Origin of the sequence: Pseudoalteromonas sp. S16_S37 (assembly GCF_014694405.1) — a bacterium.
In the GTDB taxonomy this organism is placed as follows: domain Bacteria; phylum Pseudomonadota; class Gammaproteobacteria; order Enterobacterales; family Alteromonadaceae; genus Pseudoalteromonas.
The window spans coordinates 123,806-142,117 of record NZ_JAAUWV010000006.1 but is presented as its reverse complement, the minus strand read 5'-3'; the positions used below and the strand labels follow the sequence as shown (position 1 = coordinate 142,117).

Below are 18,312 nucleotides of genomic sequence, written 5' to 3'. Positions count from 1 at the left end.
ACTCTAAATTTGTTTGCGTCCCTACCTAAGTAGTTCTGCTGTTAGAACTCAATCTGTACGAGTGCCCACACAGATGATTGCTTCATATTTTTAAAGAACGGTGCGATGATTCAGCGCTTTGCTTCATCTCGCTAGGGGATGTGCATTCTAAGCATTCCCTATTTTTTGTCAACACTTAATTTTTAAGATTTCAAAAGAAGTTTAAACACTAAGTTTTACTCGACGCTGACTCGTTGTTGCTTTGCTTTAAGTTGCTCAGCGCTCCGTGTCAGTGGGGTCGCATTATAGGGCGACGAATTAAAAGCGCAAGCGATTTTTTAAGAAAAATATGATTATTTTCATCCTTTTTACCTATACAGATTTACACACCAAAATCACACAAGTTACTCACAAAAATCTGTGGATAAACTGGCTTTAATAGCCTTTATAAGACTCTTCTATATATATGTGGTAGATTACGCGCCCTAATTTATCCGTTCATATAATAAGTAGGCTTTGTAGTTATGGCTGATGTATTAAACTTTGTTAGTGGGTTACTTTGGGGCCATGTCCTCATTTACCTATTAATAGCAGCAGGTTTATTCTTTACTCTTCGTTTAGGGTTCATTCAATTTCGTCAATTTCCTTATATGGTCAAAGTTATGGCTAATAGCCGTAGCGGTGCCGACACTGGGATCTCATCTTTTCAAGCATTTTGTACGTCTTTGGCCGCACGCGTCGGCACAGGTAATATGGCAGGTGTTGCCGTTGCATTATATCTAGGTGGCGCTGGTGCTATTTTTTGGATGTGGCTAATTGCCCTTATAGGTATGGCCACCAGTTTTGCCGAAAGTGCCCTCGCCCAACTTTATAAAACCAAAGATGAAGACGGTAACTTTCGCGGTGGCCCTGCTTATTATATGGAGTATGGTTTAGGGAAACGTTGGATGGGGGTAATATTCTCCCTCTGCTTGATCCTTGCTTTTGGTTTGGTGTTTAACGCTGTACAGGCCAATTCAATCGCGGCAGCGTTTGAAGTTGCCTTTGACATTCCTAAATATGCTATGGGCATTGTTTTAGTGATTGGCTCTGCGTTTATCATTTTCGGTGGCTTAAAAACCATTTCTCGTTTTGCGGAGTTGGTGGTGCCATTTATGGCTTTGGCTTACTTATTAGTTGCACTATATATAAGTGCCACCAACTACGATTTGCTCCCAAGCGTATTTAAGCAGATTATTTATAGTGCTTTTGGCATTGAACAAGCTGGCGCTGGCGCCATTGGCTACGCGGTTATGCAGGCGATGATCCAAGGCATTAAGCGCGGTTTGTTTTCAAACGAAGCAGGTATGGGTAGCGCAGCAAACGCGGCTGCGACAGCAACTCCTAACCCTAATCACCCTGCATCTCAAGGTTATGTGCAGATGCTTGGAGTATTTGTTGATACCATTGTAATTTGTTCAGCAACTGCGGCACTTATATTGCTCTCCAATCAACTCGTGCCAGAGTCAGGCGTGACAGGTATTGCCCTTACGCAAGCGGCGTTGGTAGAACATGTAGGTGATTGGGGCGCAACATTTATAGCCATCGCCATTTTGTTTTTTGCTTTTACCTCTATCGTTGCCAACTACTCATACGCCGAAACCAACTTAATGTTTTTAGAGCATAACCATAAACACGGCATGCTATTGTTCCGTCTATGCGTTCTAGGCATGGTGATGTTTGGCGCGGTAGGCGAGCTAGGTGTAATTTGGACCATGGCTGATGTATCTATGGGTTTGATGGCGATTGTGAACGTAGCGGCGCTATTTATGCTATCTGGCTTTGTAATTTGGTTATACAAAGATTACAACCGACAGCTTAAAGCAGGTAAAACCCCAGTTTTTGATGCAAACCAACACCCAAAAATGAAAGAAACCTTACCTAAGGGTATTTGGTATAAATAAACCAATTGCGTGTGACTGCTTGTTTAGCAGGCAGTTACACGCCTATAAGCTCATTTAATGTTCAAACAAACCAACTACTTATTGCCTTTCAAAAAAATATCCGTATAGTTACACCCAAGTCGGCATATAGCGCAGCTTGGTAGCGCACTGTCATGGGGTGTCAGGGGTCGCAGGTTCAAATCCTGCTATGCCGACCAGCTTTTCCTTACCCTGTTTTATTCTTCATAGCTTTATTAAATTTCTCGTACTATCTAAAAAGTATTTCCTGCGCGTCCCCCAAAAGAATCTAATAATATAACCTTTAGATATGTCTTCTCTTGGCTTTTTACCCTCTTTGCTACCTGTCTCGGCCGTATATAAAACGAGCTATTTACTCTTCGGAAAAAATTACACTCTGTAATCTCTTGTAATACGCAAATTGCAATCTACCGACTATGGTATTAGGTAGGTAAAAGCTTATGCATTTTCAGCTTGTCGTTGTGTATAAAGTTGAAAATAAAACGTAGCGCAACCCCTAAAAGGAGATTTGCAATGATTAGTACTAAATTAGATAGCAGTAGTAGATTTTCGACCGACTTTACCTTTAACACACCCGCTTTTATACAGGATTTGAGCAATCAGCCTGACAAGCAAGCACAGCTGAATACTATTTGGAACACCTACCTTTTTGCGTTTGTAGAGCAAGCTACTCCAAGTGACGATGCCTATTTTTATAACCCCGCTACAACACCAATCCCAAAAGGTACAGCTTCTGCCGCGGTTACTTGGAATGCATTTCCTGGTCGCTTGCAGCAGTATTTTTCAGCGTCAACTCCTGTAAATCCGCCAAACCCATATAATTTGTCGTTAACTCAACTACGTGAGTTGGCCGATACCGGTAGCTATACCAAAGGCTCTCAATCGCAAGCAATCCAAGACATTCCTGCTATTTTTTGTCCTGAAGCTGACTGGAGCGGTACTTTAAACCCATTTTTGCCCTATGGCCCTAGAGGTTGGCAAGATGAATATTGTGAATGGGCGGTGCAAAAAAATGATGATGGTAAGATCACCCGTGTAGATTTTGCCTGTGAAAACCCAGAATACTGGCATGCTCTTTGGGCGGTAAGCCCTGACACCGTTGCAAAAATTTATCAAGACACGTTGAACTTTGATGCGCCTGCAAGTAGCCGCATTACGGTTTCAGTTGATGATTTAACGCTAAAAGATGCAAACGGTCATGCGGTAGTAGACCCAGTGAGCGGCCACCCAGTCTATAACCCTCTAAATAAATGGAACAACAGCCCAATATCAAATCGTCAAGACAGCAACATGAATGGCGGTGTGATGCACTTAACCAGCACTCCAAATACACTGCAAACAGAAATTGGTTTAGCTGGCTTCTCAACGCCGCAATATGAAAGCGGAAATTCAAGCCAGCAAAAACTGCTATGTTGTGGCCAGTTTGGTCAAGCGTATCGTCATAGCGACCCGCATATTGGTCAAACTGTTAACCAAATTGTGGGCGGACAGTTCATCAGCAATGAATACTTTAAAGTTAACTTGGCGAATCCGTTTGGTTTATATATCCAACAACCACAAAGCTTAGACTCATGGACGTTCTCAAACAGAATTCAAAAAGGCGTAAATGTTCCGGCTGATGCCAAAGCATCTGACGTTTGGCAAATTGTCAGAGGTAGCGAACAGGTTACAGATCCTGTTACTGGATCAGCATTTCCAGGCAATTTCATCCTACACGCGATTTGCCAAATTCCATCATCATGGTTGGCAATGGACTCGACATTGACACTTGAAGATATTGAGATCAATAACACCCCTATTCAATGGGGTTCTCAAATCACAGAACAAATTGATATTGGCTTGTTTGCAAGACCACTCAGTGCAAACGAGGCACCTCCTCAAGTTCCTTGTGCTGGACCTTCTTCGCCAGGTGCACCACTACAAGCTATGCACCAGCATGTGTGGGATGCGTACTATCGAGTGAATGAAAGCAACCCAGCAGGCTCTGAGCTCTCATTGGCAAGTAACAGTGTTATCGTACCAGCGGTCGCAACTGCAGGTAGTACCGTCAATATTGCATTAACAGTTAATAAACTTCCTGCAGGTGTTCAGCCTACAGTCAAAGTATTAACTGGCTCAGCCGATGGTAGTGACGACCCTAATATCACTGTTAGCGTGGTAGATAAAAATACGGTGACCTACGCGGTTCCTGGTAATTCAGGCCCAGGTACCTATACCTCGCTTGCGCTTACACTAACCACGCAAGAGTCTGCGGCTGCAGGTTTAAGAGCGGTAGAAGTAAGTTATAGCGGTGCGCAACCACAAACCATGGCTTCTTTGCTGTTCGTGCAGCCAAAAGCCAAGGAGTCAGGTAATGCGTAACCGACAAGTCAGGCCCGCAAGGGCCTTTATTTTAACGATCTGGACCCTGCTGGCCACACTTGGGATAAATGTGCAAACAGTCATGGCAGATACCGTTGCTAACCCATGCACTGCTTTTGGTACAAACCCTGTTTCACTTAATCCACAGCTACCAAGCAATTTTAATTCTCGCAATCAAACTAACGCAGATTGTACAGCGTGGCAGCAGTTTCTTTATGCAAACTGGCCTGCAGACCCTAACAATCCTGGTTATCCAAACTCAAGCGCGCCATCGAGTTCATTTGGGGACCCATCCACAAGTGACTTAACGGTTTGGGAGAGCTTTTTGCAATCAACGGAAGTTTTTAGCAGTACGCAAGCCAATACTTTGGTAAAAGCAACTAAGAAAAAGCGCCCGTTAGTTTTACATCAAGTATCAAAAACAGGTGCTCTTGATTTAAGCTCAATTGGCCAAGCCACCGGCGAATGGTTAACTGATCAACGCGGCAACCTTGTTTATTATGATATTCGCTTAAACCCAGACGAAGTCGATTATATTTACAACGCTAATCCCACAGGTAAAAACTTAACATGGGCAGCAGGACAAATAGCATGCGCCCAAGGAAGCGGCGGGTTTCGTTTACCCTCGGGTTATGGCAATGACAAGACCTGCGATGGAAAATCTAAGGTATTTGGCGGCGATGTAGGTGCAATGGAGATAAAAGCGGCTTGGATAAAATTGCCTGAGGATGGTTCATTAAACTATCGCTATTTAACTGCACAAGCGGTGCTGCTTGAACCCGGCGCAGATGAAAACGCGGCAAGCCAAACCAGCCCAGTTACCGTTGGCCTTATTGGGCTGCATATTATTAGGCACCTGCCGGGTGCACCGCAAATGCTTTGGACCACGTTTGAACAGGTTGATAATACACCTGACGCAGGTAAAGATACGGTAAACTTACCAAGTAACCCTAATCGCAAGCCACGTCCAGCCTATACTTTGTATAATCCTGATTGTAACCCTGAGCAAGACATTTACTATCAGTGTAAGCCTAATTGGACGCCTAACATGGCTCCTCAAATTCCCTGTGATACAGTCTCTCCACGAAGCCCTGACAACTGCATACCTTACTCTGCTCCTGTGCAAGTCAACCGTGTTACAGCTGTTGAGTCAACGGCTAACAGTGTTAATGCTTATGTATGGAGCCTGCTGCCAGCTAACTCAGTATTTAACTACTACCGTCTTATTGATGTGCAATGGCCTAACAACCCCAGCACTATTCAAGCAGGTGCAACACCGCCTCTGACAACCGGAGACATCACGCCAAGTAACGGTACACGCATTGTTGCCAATACCACCTTAGAGACATTTGTTCAAAACAAAGACAGCTGTATGGATTGTCACAAATATGCTGCCACTGCCACTCAAAGCCAAACCGCAGTGATTGCTGCTTTTAACAAACTCAAGTTGGCAGGAAGTAACGCGCCAAGGAGTATATTGGCAACTAACCATGCTAACAGTGCAAATAGTACGTCCTACGCTGCATATTATTCGTTTGTTTTTTCAGCAAGTACAACTCGATGATTTATGAGCCCTATCGGTAGCCGATAGGGCTTTTACTCAATATTTAAGCAACTTGCTAGTTAATCTAAGAACAAAAGTTTATTGATATCTAAAACAATGTCGCAAACGCTTTTTGAATATGTTCAACTGCCTGATACAATGTCAAAACTGCGTTAACAGTACGCACTTGGCCTGAGCAACTTAATATAGATATCATCACTTTGAATAAGAATTCTAAACAGTCGATTACAATACATGACGTAGCGCGTGTCGCTGGTGTGTCAAAATCTACAGTGTCGCTAGTATTGCAAGGCAAAGGCAAAACCAGCGCTCTGGCAAAAGAAAAAGTGCATGCGGCTATTTTGCAAACAGGCTATGTATACAATCGAGAAGCCGCCGCTTTGCGCAGTAAGTCGTCAGATTTAGTCGCTATTGTGGTCAACGATTTAACCAACCCATATTGTGCAAAACTGGCTGTTACACTTGAAAACCATGTCCGCGCGCTTGGTTTTATGACCACCTTAGTTAGTACCAATGACAATGCACTCACCCAAACACAAGTGATTGCTAAGCTGCAAGAGTATCGCGTTAAGGCACTCGTGATTTTTCCTGCTATTAATACCCAAGCCAGTTGGCTTAATCAATTGAAAACATCTTACACCCAAGTTGTCACTATCATGCGCCAAGTTGCCAACAGCACTGTCCCTTGTGTTTTACCCAATAACGAAGATGGCATATATCAAGCGACACAAGCATTGCTCGCAAGAGGCCACAAACACATCGCTTTTATTGGTGGTGATGCCGTTGCATCTGAGTATACCCAGCGCATAAATGGGTTTAATAATGCTTTAAAAGAGTTACATGATATTCAAAGCTGGGTGTTTAATAGCTCAGCAAATCGCCATGGTGGTCGCCTCGCCATGTCTCAATGTCTGGCACAAGTGCCGCAAGTAGAGTCCGTAGTTTGTTTTAACGATATGGTGGCATATGGCGCCATCGAACATTTACGAGAGCAAGGTTTAACACCAGGCACTGATATAGGTGTCATTGGTTTTGAAGATTTAGACGATTCGCAGTTCATGAACCCGCCACTGAGCAGTGTGCGAGTCGATGTCGACGAATTAGCCAGAACAGTGTGCGATTTAATCGTTAATAACACCCAAGAAGGCGTTCATCAAACTGTCGCTGAGTTTATTCAGCGACAGTCATAATACACGTAGAACACACGCAAATTAAAAAGCAAAGAGCCTCTATTCGCTTGTATTACATCCTACTTTTTACTTTATTGGTTGCCTGAGCAACACTTGGGTCGTCAGGCCAAAAATGCTTTGGATAACGCCCTTTCATTTCTTTTTGTACATCTTTGTAACTGGTTTGCCAAAAGTTACCTAGGTCTTGTGTCAACTGTAATGGCCTTTGCGCTGGCGATAATAGTTCCATCAGCAATGGCAGCTGCCCATTACAGAGTTTAGGGGTTTCTGTTAGGCCGTAAACCTCTTGCATTTTAACTGATAATTTAGCAGGTCCGTCTAGTTGATAATGCACTTTGATGTTAGAGCCGCTGGGCACGCTAATTCGTATCGGCAAAATATGCTCTAAGCGCTGCTGTAGCTCCCAGTTTAACAAGCCGCTGAGCGCATTGGCTAAATCAAACTTTCTAAGCTCATCTAACTGCTTGATATTATCTAAATACGGCGCTAACCATGTTTCAAGGCTAGCCAGTAATGCTGTTTCATCAAGCTGTTTAAATTCCTGAGGATAAAAGCGCTGCGCCAACGCCATACGGGTGAGCAGTTGTTCAACTTGCGGGTATTGATTAAACAGCGCCAAACCATGCTTGTGAACTAAGTTTATCCAAGCCTGTGTGCGCGCTCGTATATCAATGGGTTTATCACTTGACTTAGCATCAACGATTAGAGAACCGATAACAATGCGGTCTTCATGTAAAAAGCGCGCTCTTTTGTCATCAAACTCACACACACTGTGTTTTAAGAATAAGTGAGGAAGCACTTGCTGAAGTAAAGATAAATCTAACTCCGTCGCACTAAATATCCTCTGACCTTTGTGACCCCCCAACGACGCAATTGCTAAAAAGTCTGAATCTAACCAATAGCTTTCATGATTGTTTACCCCTGCTCCGTTTGCCAATACAAAGCCTTGCCCACGGCGCTTAGCCAACCTATCAGGAAAAGCCAGCGCCACAACCACGCTTAAGTATTCGCAAGCCAGCTCTTTGGGTTTATGCACTTTCAAACGCTTTAACCAAACATTTAATTGATCTGAGAAGACTTTATTAGGACGTTCAAATTGAGATTGCAACGCAACTCTGAGTTCAGGTGAGCCATTCACACGACTTTCCAACAAAGCAACAAAGTAACAGGCAAGCGCGCTTACCCCCGGTAGCTGCTGTTCTAACTCAATTGCCTTTATCAACATATGAGCAAGCCGAGGTTCGGTACCAAATTGATGAATGCGCTTGCCCAACTCTGTCAGCTTATTGTGTTCGTCAAGTGCTTCTAATTGTCTTAATAACGACTCAGCTTGGGTAATAGCAACCGAAGTTGGCTTATCTAGCAGCGGCAGTTGAGCAATATCGGTGCCCCATATTTTTGCTTCTAACACCAAAGGGGCAATATCTGAGCACAGAATTTCTGGGGTATCGTATTTATCACGTCGCTCAAACTGCGCATGCGATCCTAATCTATACACAACACCCGCCTCAATCCTACCTGCTCTACCCGCACGTTGAATGGCGGATGAGCGAGAGATTGATAAAGTGCTAAGCTCCGTAACTCCAGTTCTCAAATTGAATTGTGCAGCCCTTCGCTTACCGCTATCAACAACTATTCGAATGCCTTCTATTGTTAATGATGTTTCTGCAACATTGGTTGTTAACACCACTTTGCGTTTACCTATCGGCGCAGGTTTTATAGCAGCTTGCTGCGTTACTTTATCTTGTTCTCCAAATAAGGCGACTAGCTCTGTGTCTTCACTCAAGTTATCTGCAAGCTGCTGTTGTACGTAGTTAATCTCCCGTTGTCCGGGTAAAAACACTAAGGCGCTGCCAGGTTGTTGCTGTAGCGCGAGCGTCACTAGCGAAGGCATGGCTTCGAGCCATTTCGCTTCATCATTCAATGGCTGATAAATTTCCTCTACAGGAAAACTGCGCCCATCTGATGACACAATAGGACATTGTAAAAATGACTGATACCGCTGGCTGTCTAAGGTAGCTGACATAACCAAGATGCTTAAATCGTCTCGAAAAGCTGACTGGGCCTCTAACGCAAAAGCCAATGCAGTATCGGCGGCTAAAGAGCGTTCGTGAAATTCATCAAAAATAACAAGATCAACACCCGTTAGTTCAGGATCGGCTTGTAACATGCGTGTTAACACGCCTTCGGTGACAATTTCTAGACGCGTGTCGCCCGATACATATACTTCGTTACGCATTCTTAAACCAATGCTTTGGCCTAAAGATTCACTTTGCTGAGCGGCTAAAAAACATGCAATATTGCGCGCAGCTAAACGACGCGGTTCAAGCATAATGATACGGTTAAAACAATTATCTCGAAGCAACTGTAAGGGTAACCATGTCGATTTACCTGCTCCGGGAGGTGCTTGTAACAAGACGGTTTTATTGTTCTCAAATTCTGACGTTAGCTGGCTATAGACGGCTTCAATGGATAACACGTTAAAACTCTGGAAAATACTTTTCGGCGATCCTACCATGTTAGCAATAAACACTTAACCAGTTGCTGTAGCTCAAAGCCGCAAAATCACCATGCTTATTAATAAATTATGACTAATTTCATAAAAAAAGCATTTTAATAAATAAAACACATAATTAGATTAACTTTTGGTTATTTTTTTGTAAAAATAGCGAGCAAGTTAAATTGCTAACTCTCCTCAGTGGATGGATACTAATACAAGGATTAACATATGTTCAGCAATTCTTACCAGAAGATACTCACGGTCATTTTGAAGTGGTTTTGCTCTTTATGTCAGCACGAGGTTTGAATGTCTAAATACTATTTAAGACTTGCTTGGATAAGCTTGTATAAGTCACCAATGTTGAGCACGCTGATGGTACTTATCATTGCGATTGGTATTGCCACCTCGATGGTTGCTTACACCGTTACCGATAAATTATCTAAACATCCCATTGAACACAAAGCAGATGCTATCTTACGTCTATACCTGAGCAGTTGGAATCTTGACCAACCTTATAAAGAGTACCAAGGGAAAGAAGAGGCCCCCAATCGAGTTTCTTACCGCGACGCTGTTAACTTAACAAAAATTCATAAAGAGAGTGACTTAGTGAAAGCGCAAACATTAGTCGCGGAGCACAAAGCACTAACAAGAACAGCTTCACAAACAACGACGCAAGCAAAAATGCGCTTTATGTATACGGTTAACAGTACATTTTTCTCTATGTTTGACTCGCCATTTTTATATGGCGGCCCATGGAGTGAGCAGGCCGATGACAAAGGCGAATTTACCCTTGTTATTAGTAAAGTACTCAACGACGAACTGTTTAATGGCCAAGACTCAGTTGGCAAAGACATAATTTTGGACGACCATATTTTCACCATTTCTGGCGTCTTAGATACCTGGGCTCCGGTTCCCAAGTTTTTTGGGTACTCAAGCTATGCTTTTCAACGTCCTCATGACATATACATTCCTTTCACTACAAGAGTGAATGCGGGGCTTTACTCTAGAAACGTGTTTACCTACCAATGCCCGCAGTACCCAGAAGAAGTAACATTTGAACTAATCTTAAACTCTGAGTGTATATGGAGTTCAGTGTGGGTTGAGCTAAATCATAGTAAAGACAGACAAGCCTATCATGACTTGATAAACGCTTATGGTGCTCAGCAAAAACAGCTGGGACGTTTCCCTCGCGCGCTACCAAGTTATACACGCACCATAGAGGAATATTTTGTAGTCGAAGGTGTGGTGCCTGAGTACACAGGTATTGCTCGTTGGATTGCATTTGCATTTTTGGTCGTTTGCTTACTCAATTGTATGAGTTTACTGATCAATAAATTCCACAATAAAAAAGGCGAAATTGGGCTTCGCCGCGCTATTGGTGCAAGCAAACAAGATATTGCTTTTCAATTTGCTAGTGAAACGGCATTGCTTGGACTGTTAGGAGGTATCGCGGGCTTGACCTTAGCGCAATTAGGGCTAAGCGGCGCACAACAGGCATTTCACTTTTTAAATGATAGCATCATGCAAATGACCAGCTTTACCATTGTTATGACCTTATTACTTTCCGTTGGTTTAACCTGTTTGTTTGGCCTGTGGCCAATCTATAACGCCATGCATGTTCAACCATCAAGCCAACTGAAAAATTTATAGGGGTTAAAAATGAACGATTTAATGCCCATTTTAAAATCACTTTATAAACGCAAGTCTAATGCACTACTGTTGATCCTACAGATCTCTATTACCCTCACTATTTTAGTTAACACCGCCTATATACTGTCACAAAAGTACCAAAGGATTAATCAAGACAGTAGCTTAAATGAAACAGATACCTTCAGCTTCATTATGAATTTGCAAGGCAGTGCAGACGAGCTATCAAGCTTACTAGCTCAAGATTTAATGGCAATAAGATCATTAGAAAGTGTGAAAAGTGCCGCTCACGTATCCAATATTCCGTACTCCTCATGGGGAGGCACAACTTCTATTAGCTTGCTAGAACAGCAAGGTGAAACCTTGTTAAGACCGCCTTATTATTTTGCTGATGAGCATTTGTTAGAGACTTGGGATATACAAATTATCGCTGGTAGATGGTTTAGTGAGAGTGATATTTTTTATTATCGTAAAACGGCAAACAGTACTCAGGGCCAACAATTACTAGTTATATCACAAGCTCTCGCACAAAAGCTCTACCCTGCTAACTGGCGTCAAGCTATCGGTGCGCAAATTTATCTCAATTCAGATATCTTCTCTATCATAGGGATTGCCAAGCAAGTTCCCAGCGCTTGGAGTTGGTGGAAAAACCATGACTTTGGCGTGATAAGTAATGCTAATCATCTGACTTACGACCCTAAAATATCGGTTAAAGCCATGCCCGGTATGCGTGAACAAGCAATGCGAGATGTCAAAGCTCTGCTATTGCAAACGCCTGGCAGATGGATTGACCGATTAGAATCTTTTGAGTCTATTCGAAAGAGGAGTCATCAGAGCGACTCGGCTATAGCGTATACACTCATTATCATCATCGCAATTATCACTCTTGTGGTTGCGTTAGGTATTTATGCGCAAGTACAATTTTCAATCGTTACCCGCCGAAAACAGATAGGCACTCGTCGCGCTTTGGGCGCGAGCAAGTCGCAAATTCTTCGATACTTTATGCTAGAGAGTTTTGTGATTAGCAGTTTCGGGATTATTGTTGGTGTTATCCTTGCGATAGTTACTAACGCTTATTTAGTGGATGCAATGTCACTCAGCGCCGTGCCTTTTAACTACTTGGTGATTGGTTCTGTGAGCATGTGGATTTTAGGGCAGCTGGCAACGTTACAACCCGTTATACAAGCAACAAGGGTATCCCCTGCTATTGTTACACGCGGGATTTAACCCTTTACATAAAAAACGCTTGGCGCAATTAAAAAACCAAGCGTTTTCAGCAAGTTAATTAAGGTGCGTCGTAACCCAGATTTGGCGATAACCAACGTTCGGCTTCGGCGAGCGCCATACCGGTGCGCTTAGCATAGTCTTCAACTTGGTCTTTTTGAATAGCGGCAACAGCATAGTATTTTGACTGAGGGTGTGAGAAGTACCAACCCGATACAGCAGCCCCCGGCCACATGGCATAAGAGCTCGTTAATTTCATACCAATACGCTGCTCAGTGTTAAGTAACTGCCAGATTTTTTTCTTCTCGGTGTGCTCAGGACATGCAGGATACCCAGGCGCTGGTCGAATACCTTGGTAATTTTCACGAATAAGCTCGTCATTACTCAAGTTTTCATCTGACGCATAACCCCAATATTCTTTGCGCACTTGCTCATGTAAATACTCTGCAAACGCTTCAGCAAGTCTATCAGCAACCGCTTTAACCATAATTTTATTATAGTCATCATGATTATCATCATAGGCTTGTGCTAAGTCATCTTCTTCCAGACCCCCCGTTACTGCAAACGCACCAAAGTAGTCAGCGACACCTCTTGGCGCAATGTAGTCCGCTAAACAGTAATTGGGGAAGTCCGTTTTTTCTGTTTGTTGACGTAAATGACACGACAGCGCCAGCACCTCTGAGCGAGTTTCATCGCTATAAATTTCGATATCATCTCCAACGCGGTTCGCAGGGAATAGTCCAATCACGCCTAGCGGCTGCAGCGCTCCCGAGGCTTCAAATTCATCAAGCATTGCATTGGCATCGGCAAACAGACTTTGTGCTTGCTCGCCAACTATCTCGTCGTTAAGAATTCTCGGATATTTACCCGCCAATGACCACGTCATAAAAAATGGTGTCCAATCGATATATTGGCGTAAGGTTTTGATACTTACATCGGTAAACTCAGTCACCCCTAGCTTTTTAGGTACCGGTGGCGTGTAGTTATCCCAATCAAGCTTAATGGCGTTGTCTCGTGCACGCTGCAAAGTAACAGGCTTAGAGCGAGGCTTTTTACGAGCTTGCTGCTCACGCACCTTTTCATATTCTTCTTTCGTTTTCGCTAAAAAGTCACTTTTTTGAGTTTTACTCAGTAAGTTTGACACCACCCCAACTGCGCGACTGGCATTGTTAACATAGACAACCCCTTTGTCGTACTGAGGCTCAATCTTTACAGCGGTATGGGCTTTAGATGTAGTCGCGCCGCCAATGAGCAACGGCAACTCAAAGCCTCTGCGGGTCATCTCTTTAGCAACATGCACCATTTCATCTAACGATGGTGTGATAAGCCCTGATAAACCTATTACATCGGCTTTTTCGTCGATGGCTGTTTGCAGAATTTTTTCAGCTGGGACCATCACGCCAAGATCAATCACTTCATAGTTGTTACACTGTAATACCACGCCGACAATATTCTTGCCAATATCGTGCACGTCGCCCTTAACCGTCGCCATAACGATTTTACCGTTTGTCTCGCCCGCTTGCTTTTCTGCTTCAATGAATGGGTCTAGATAGGCAACAGCACGTTTCATCACGCGTGCCGATTTAACCACTTGTGGTAAAAACATTTTTCCGGCACCGAACAAATCGCCAACCACATTCATGCCATCCATCAATGGGCCTTCGATCACTTCTATCGGCTTGTTCATGCCCGCTCGGCACTCTTCAGTGTCAGCATCAATGTATTCAGTAATGCCTTTGACCAACGCGTGCTCTAAACGCTTGGCAACAGGCCAGCTTCGCCACTCTAAGTCTTCTATTTTTGCCGCTTGGGCCATACCTGAATACTTGGGAGCAAGCTCAACCAAACGCTCGCCTGCTTGGTCATCTTTGTTGAGGATCACATCCTCAACTGCATCCCTAAGTTCTTGCGGAATATCATCATAAACGGCCAACTGACCCGCATTAACAATCCCCATATCCATACCAGCTTGAATTGCATGATATAAAAATACAGAGTGAATGGCTTCACGTACGGGGTTGTTACCACGAAAAGAAAATGACACATTTGACACACCGCCAGAAACCTTACAATGCGGTAGGTTTTCTTTGATAAGACGCGTGCCTTCAATAAACTCAACGGCGTAGTTATTGTGCTCTTCAATACCCGTTGCTACCGCGAAAATATTTGGGTCAAAAATAATGTCTTCTGGCGGGAAGCCAATTTTGTCTACCAAAATACGATATGAGCGCTGGCAAATTTCAAATTTTCGCTGTGCCGTTTCTGCTTGCCCTACTTCATCAAATGCCATCACCACGGCCGCTGCGCCAAAACGCTTTATAATTTTAGCTTGGCGAATAAATGGCTCTTCCCCCTCTTTTAAGGAGATCGAGTTAACAATGGCTTTGCCTTGAATACACTTTAATCCGGCTTCAATGACTTCCCATTTTGATGAGTCAACCATGATAGGCACACGAGAGATATCAGGCTCAGAAGCAATCAAGTTTAAAAACTTCACCATCGCAGCCTTTGAGTCCAACATGGCTTCATCCATGTTGATATCGATCACTTGTGCACCGCTTTCAACTTGGTTGCGAGCGACATCCAATGCAGCTTCGTAGTTTTCTTCTAAAATGAGTTTTTTAAAACGAGCTGAGCCAGTGACGTTGGTACGCTCACCAACGTTAGTAAATATGGCTGTAGATTGTTGCGTCATGTGATACTTCCTAATTCAAATTACAGGCTTCAAGACCCGCCAAGCGCATACGTATTTCAAGCTCAGGTAACTGACGCGGAGCAACATGCTCAAGCCCCTTGGCAAAGGCTTTGATATGCTCGGGCGTTGTACCACAACAACCACCTACGATGTTGATCAAACCTTCTTGACCCCAGTCGATGATTTCTTTGGCCATTTCCGGTGCTTCCAAATCGTACTCACCAAATTCATTCGGTAAACCTGCATTAGGGTGTACTGAAGTGAATGTTTCACACACTCTTGATAACTCAACCACGTATTGGCGCAATAAATCTGGGCCTAAGGCACAATTCAAACCAATTGAAAGCGGTTTAATATGGCGAATAGAGTTATAAAATGCTTCGGTGGTTTGCCCAGACAATGTGCGCCCTGACGCATCGGTGATAGTACCTGATATCATAACAGGCAAGGTCATGCCTGCTTGTTCAAACGCCTCTTCTACAGCGAATGAAGCAGCCTTTGCGTTTAGGGTATCAAATATCGTTTCTATCAAAATTAAGTCTGCACCGCCTTCAATCAAAGCAAGGGTGGACTCTACATATGCTTCCACTAGCTTATCAAAGGTAATGTTTCTATATCCAGGGTCGTTTACATCTGGCGAAATTGAACAGGTTTTTGAAGTTGGCCCAAGAACACCCGCTACATAACGCGGTTTTGCCGGATTTTGTGCCGTGTACTCGTCACATAATCTACGAGCCAGCTGTGCAGAGGCAACATTGATCTCTTTGCTAATGCCAGCCATGTCGTAGTCTTCCATTGAGATGGTAGTCGCATTGAAGGTGTTCGTTTCGATAATATCTGCACCGGCATCTAAAAACGCACGATGAATTTGTTCGATGATCTCAGGCTTGGTAATACTCAGCAGATCGTTATTGCCTTTTACCAGTACGTGCCAGTCTTTAAACCTTTCACCTCGATAGTCTTGTTCTTCGAGCTTGTGTTTTTGGATCATCGTGCCCATAGCACCATCCAAAATTAAAATGCGTTGCTTTAGTGCCTCAGTCAAGGCGGCGCGTTTATTCGGCATAGTTGTTAGTCCTTACATCTTGGCTAACGAGGTTAATATCGTATGGCGTTGTTTGGTAAACATAGTAGTTTAACCAATTGGAGAATAACAAAAAGGCATGGCTTTGCCACGTTTTTGCTGGCTTTTGCGATGCGTCGTCGTTTGGAAAATAGTTATGTGGTTTTGGGGCGTCATCACTGTTAGCAATGTCGCGCTGATACTCTTTAAGTAACGTGTCTGCATCGTACTCTGGGTGACCTGTGATATACACTTGGCTACCAGAAACATTTTTAATTAAGTACGCCCCTACCTCTTCAGAGCCCGCTAAAATCACCAGCTCCTTATTCTTTGCTATTTGTTGAGGGTCAATATGACCATAGCGAGAATGAGGTACTAAAAACTCATCATCAAAGCCACGTGTTAAAGCACCATGTTCAAAATAGCACTGATGCTTAAATACGCCACAAAGCTTTTCTTTTCGTAGCTCTCGCTTTAAACCGTGATGATGAAATAGCCCCGCATGTGCCGCCCAACAAGAAAATAGCGTTGAAGTCACATGGTGCTCTGCCCAGTCAAAAAACGCTTGTAACTCACGCCAATAAATTACGTCATCATACTCAAGGTGTGCCAATGGCGCGCCTGTGATTATCAACGCATCATAGTTTTGCTCTTTTACATCTGAAAAATAACGATAAAACATATCTAAATGCTGTTCAGAGTTATCCGAGCTACGATGGGTATCAAGACGTAACAAGTCAACGTTTACCTGTAACGGAGAGTTTGCCAATAAGCGGATAAATTGCACCTCAGTTTCAACCTTGTTTGGCATCAAATTCAAGATTGCCAAACGCATTGGACGGATCTCTTGGGTTTTTGCACGACTTTGCGGCATAACAAACACGTTTTCTTGACGCAGGCGCACAATTGCTGGCAATTCATCTTTTACTGTAATTGGCATACTTCACTCCCTAATTTAGGTTTAGCTGACATTATGAATGGAATCTTAAAAATATCAACCTCTAGATGTTTAGACGTCTAAATATTTTTACAACTAACTCTTTAACTCTCATTGCGTACTCATTACCATCCATATCAAGTCTTGCCACTTACGGATCGCAAAAATGAAAAGCAACCTATTTTCAGCTCTTCCCAATGACAAAAGCCAAGAGCACTTTGAGGATTTAATTACCAGTAAAAATGTTCGAATTGAACGGATAGTCTCTTATGGCCAAACATCTGATGAAGCGTTTTGGTATGACCAAGATGAACATGAATGGGTAATGGTATTAGCAGGCAGCGGCACAGTTGAATTTAGCAATGGGCAGAAATATACACTAGAGCAAGGCGACTACCTTACTATTCCTGCCCACACCAAGCATCGTGTGAGCCATACATCCACAGAGCAAGCAACCATTTGGCTTGCAGTGTTTTACAACGACTAACTGGGGTCAAAAACGCTGACGATAAATACGCAATCAAACTTGTGTCTCTAAAAATTCAATCGCGGACTTTTCTTTGCTATCAAGATTGCCATCAGCTTCTATCACCTCTTGCGCTATTTTTAACGCTAACTCACGCATAGGCTGATCCACAATATACTTCATGCGATGCTTAATGAATGCCTCGATATCAGCGGTTTTAACGGCGTGTATACACTTGCCAGTCATATCAGCAATATAGTTATCCATGCTAACCGCAGAGTTCCAATTAAGCGTGGTGGCCCATTCTTTCACTACATTTAGTTCAGCATCACAAACGCTGCCATCAACAGCCACAAACAAAAGTGCCAAATCCAGTAATGACTCTTTTTGCAACTGTTCTACACATATGCCACTATCGAAGTGGTCAAGCAACTGCTCAAATTTCATAATCCATACTCCTTGAAGTCAATAATCGATGTACTTACCACCGTGTGGCCATCGTCCACTAATACCATATTAGAGAAATATTAAAATGTCACATTAAAAACTCTCAATATGGTACGAACTCAACCTATATTGTCTATTGCACGTACTACTCTCAACCAATTAAGACACTTTATATTATGCAAAAGCAGTTCAAAACATTACAGTGAAACTTCTTAACTATGAGTAATCACTGTCTTTGCGATCCAAACTAACAACTCTACATTGCAATCTGAAGTCGC

12 protein-coding genes and 1 tRNA gene are annotated in these 18,312 nt (G+C 43.2%); 8 read left to right on the top strand and 5 right to left on the bottom strand.

The genetic code is table 11. The annotated features are described in order from the left end of the window. The first annotated feature begins 503 nt into the window (after positions 1-503). From HC733_RS05250 to HC733_RS05230, 5 genes are all read left to right on the top strand, one after another. The gene (locus HC733_RS05250) at positions 504-1,922 is read left to right on the top strand and encodes an alanine/glycine:cation symporter family protein (protein WP_190364000.1); all 1,419 of its coding nucleotides are present in this window, start codon (positions 504-506) and stop codon (positions 1,920-1,922) included. Between the two features lie 120 nt (positions 1,923-2,042). Then, positions 2,043-2,119: transfer RNA gene (locus HC733_RS05245), tRNA-Pro, on the top strand. Positions 2,120-2,453: 334 nt separating this feature from the next. After that, positions 2,454-4,301 carry a hypothetical protein gene (locus HC733_RS05240; RefSeq protein WP_190363999.1) on the top strand — a complete coding sequence of 616 codons (1,848 nt, stop codon included), beginning with the start codon at positions 2,454-2,456 and terminating at the stop codon, positions 4,299-4,301. Continuing rightward, positions 4,294-5,865, top strand: coding sequence for a hypothetical protein (locus HC733_RS05235; protein ID WP_190363998.1), 1,572 nt, complete (start codon positions 4,294-4,296; stop codon positions 5,863-5,865). The genes HC733_RS05240 and HC733_RS05235 overlap by 8 nt, the downstream gene beginning before the upstream one ends. A 200-nt stretch (positions 5,866-6,065) precedes the next feature. Next, positions 6,066-7,055: a LacI family DNA-binding transcriptional regulator gene (locus HC733_RS05230; RefSeq protein ID WP_194709982.1), complete on the top strand. Its 990-nt coding sequence runs from the start codon at positions 6,066-6,068 to the stop codon at positions 7,053-7,055. A gap of 52 nt (positions 7,056-7,107) precedes the next feature. Here HC733_RS05230 and hrpB read toward each other — a convergent pair whose 3' ends face one another. Continuing rightward, positions 7,108-9,534 carry an ATP-dependent helicase HrpB gene (hrpB, locus tag HC733_RS05225; protein WP_190363997.1) on the bottom strand — a complete coding sequence of 809 codons (2,427 nt, stop codon included), beginning with the start codon at positions 9,532-9,534 and terminating at the stop codon, positions 7,108-7,110. A 327-nt stretch (positions 9,535-9,861) separates the two neighbouring features. Between hrpB and HC733_RS05220 the strand changes: the two genes are divergently transcribed. Further along, the gene (locus tag HC733_RS05220) at positions 9,862-11,205 is read left to right on the top strand and encodes an ABC transporter permease (RefSeq protein WP_190363996.1); all 1,344 of its coding nucleotides are present in this window, start codon (positions 9,862-9,864) and stop codon (positions 11,203-11,205) included. A 9-nt stretch (positions 11,206-11,214) separates the two neighbouring features. Continuing rightward, on the top strand, positions 11,215-12,429 hold the full coding sequence (locus HC733_RS05215; RefSeq protein WP_190363995.1) for an ABC transporter permease: 1,215 nt from the start codon (positions 11,215-11,217) through the stop codon (positions 12,427-12,429). Between the two features lie 58 nt (positions 12,430-12,487). Here HC733_RS05215 and metH read toward each other — a convergent pair whose 3' ends face one another. The 3 genes from metH to HC733_RS05200 are packed head-to-tail and all read right to left on the bottom strand — an operon-like array spanning position 12,488 to position 17,124. Further along, the gene (metH, locus tag HC733_RS05210) at positions 12,488-15,121 is read right to left on the bottom strand and encodes a methionine synthase (RefSeq protein WP_190363994.1); all 2,634 of its coding nucleotides are present in this window, start codon (positions 15,119-15,121) and stop codon (positions 12,488-12,490) included. Positions 15,122-15,131: 10 nt separating this feature from the next. Beyond that, positions 15,132-16,187: a homocysteine S-methyltransferase family protein gene (locus HC733_RS05205; protein WP_190363993.1), complete on the bottom strand. Its 1,056-nt coding sequence runs from the start codon at positions 16,185-16,187 to the stop codon at positions 15,132-15,134. Continuing rightward, entirely contained in the window at positions 16,177-17,124 is a 948-nt protein-coding gene (locus HC733_RS05200) for a homoserine O-succinyltransferase (protein WP_190363992.1), read from the bottom strand. The genes HC733_RS05205 and HC733_RS05200 overlap by 11 nt, the downstream gene beginning before the upstream one ends. A gap of 163 nt (positions 17,125-17,287) precedes the next feature. Between HC733_RS05200 and HC733_RS05195 the strand changes: the two genes are divergently transcribed. Beyond that, positions 17,288-17,608: a cupin domain-containing protein gene (locus tag HC733_RS05195; RefSeq protein WP_190363991.1), complete on the top strand. Its 321-nt coding sequence runs from the start codon at positions 17,288-17,290 to the stop codon at positions 17,606-17,608. A gap of 33 nt (positions 17,609-17,641) precedes the next feature. Here HC733_RS05195 and HC733_RS05190 read toward each other — a convergent pair whose 3' ends face one another. Continuing rightward, on the bottom strand, positions 17,642-18,034 hold the full coding sequence (locus tag HC733_RS05190; RefSeq protein WP_190363990.1) for a hypothetical protein: 393 nt from the start codon (positions 18,032-18,034) through the stop codon (positions 17,642-17,644). Between the last annotated feature and the right edge of the window lie 278 nt (positions 18,035-18,312).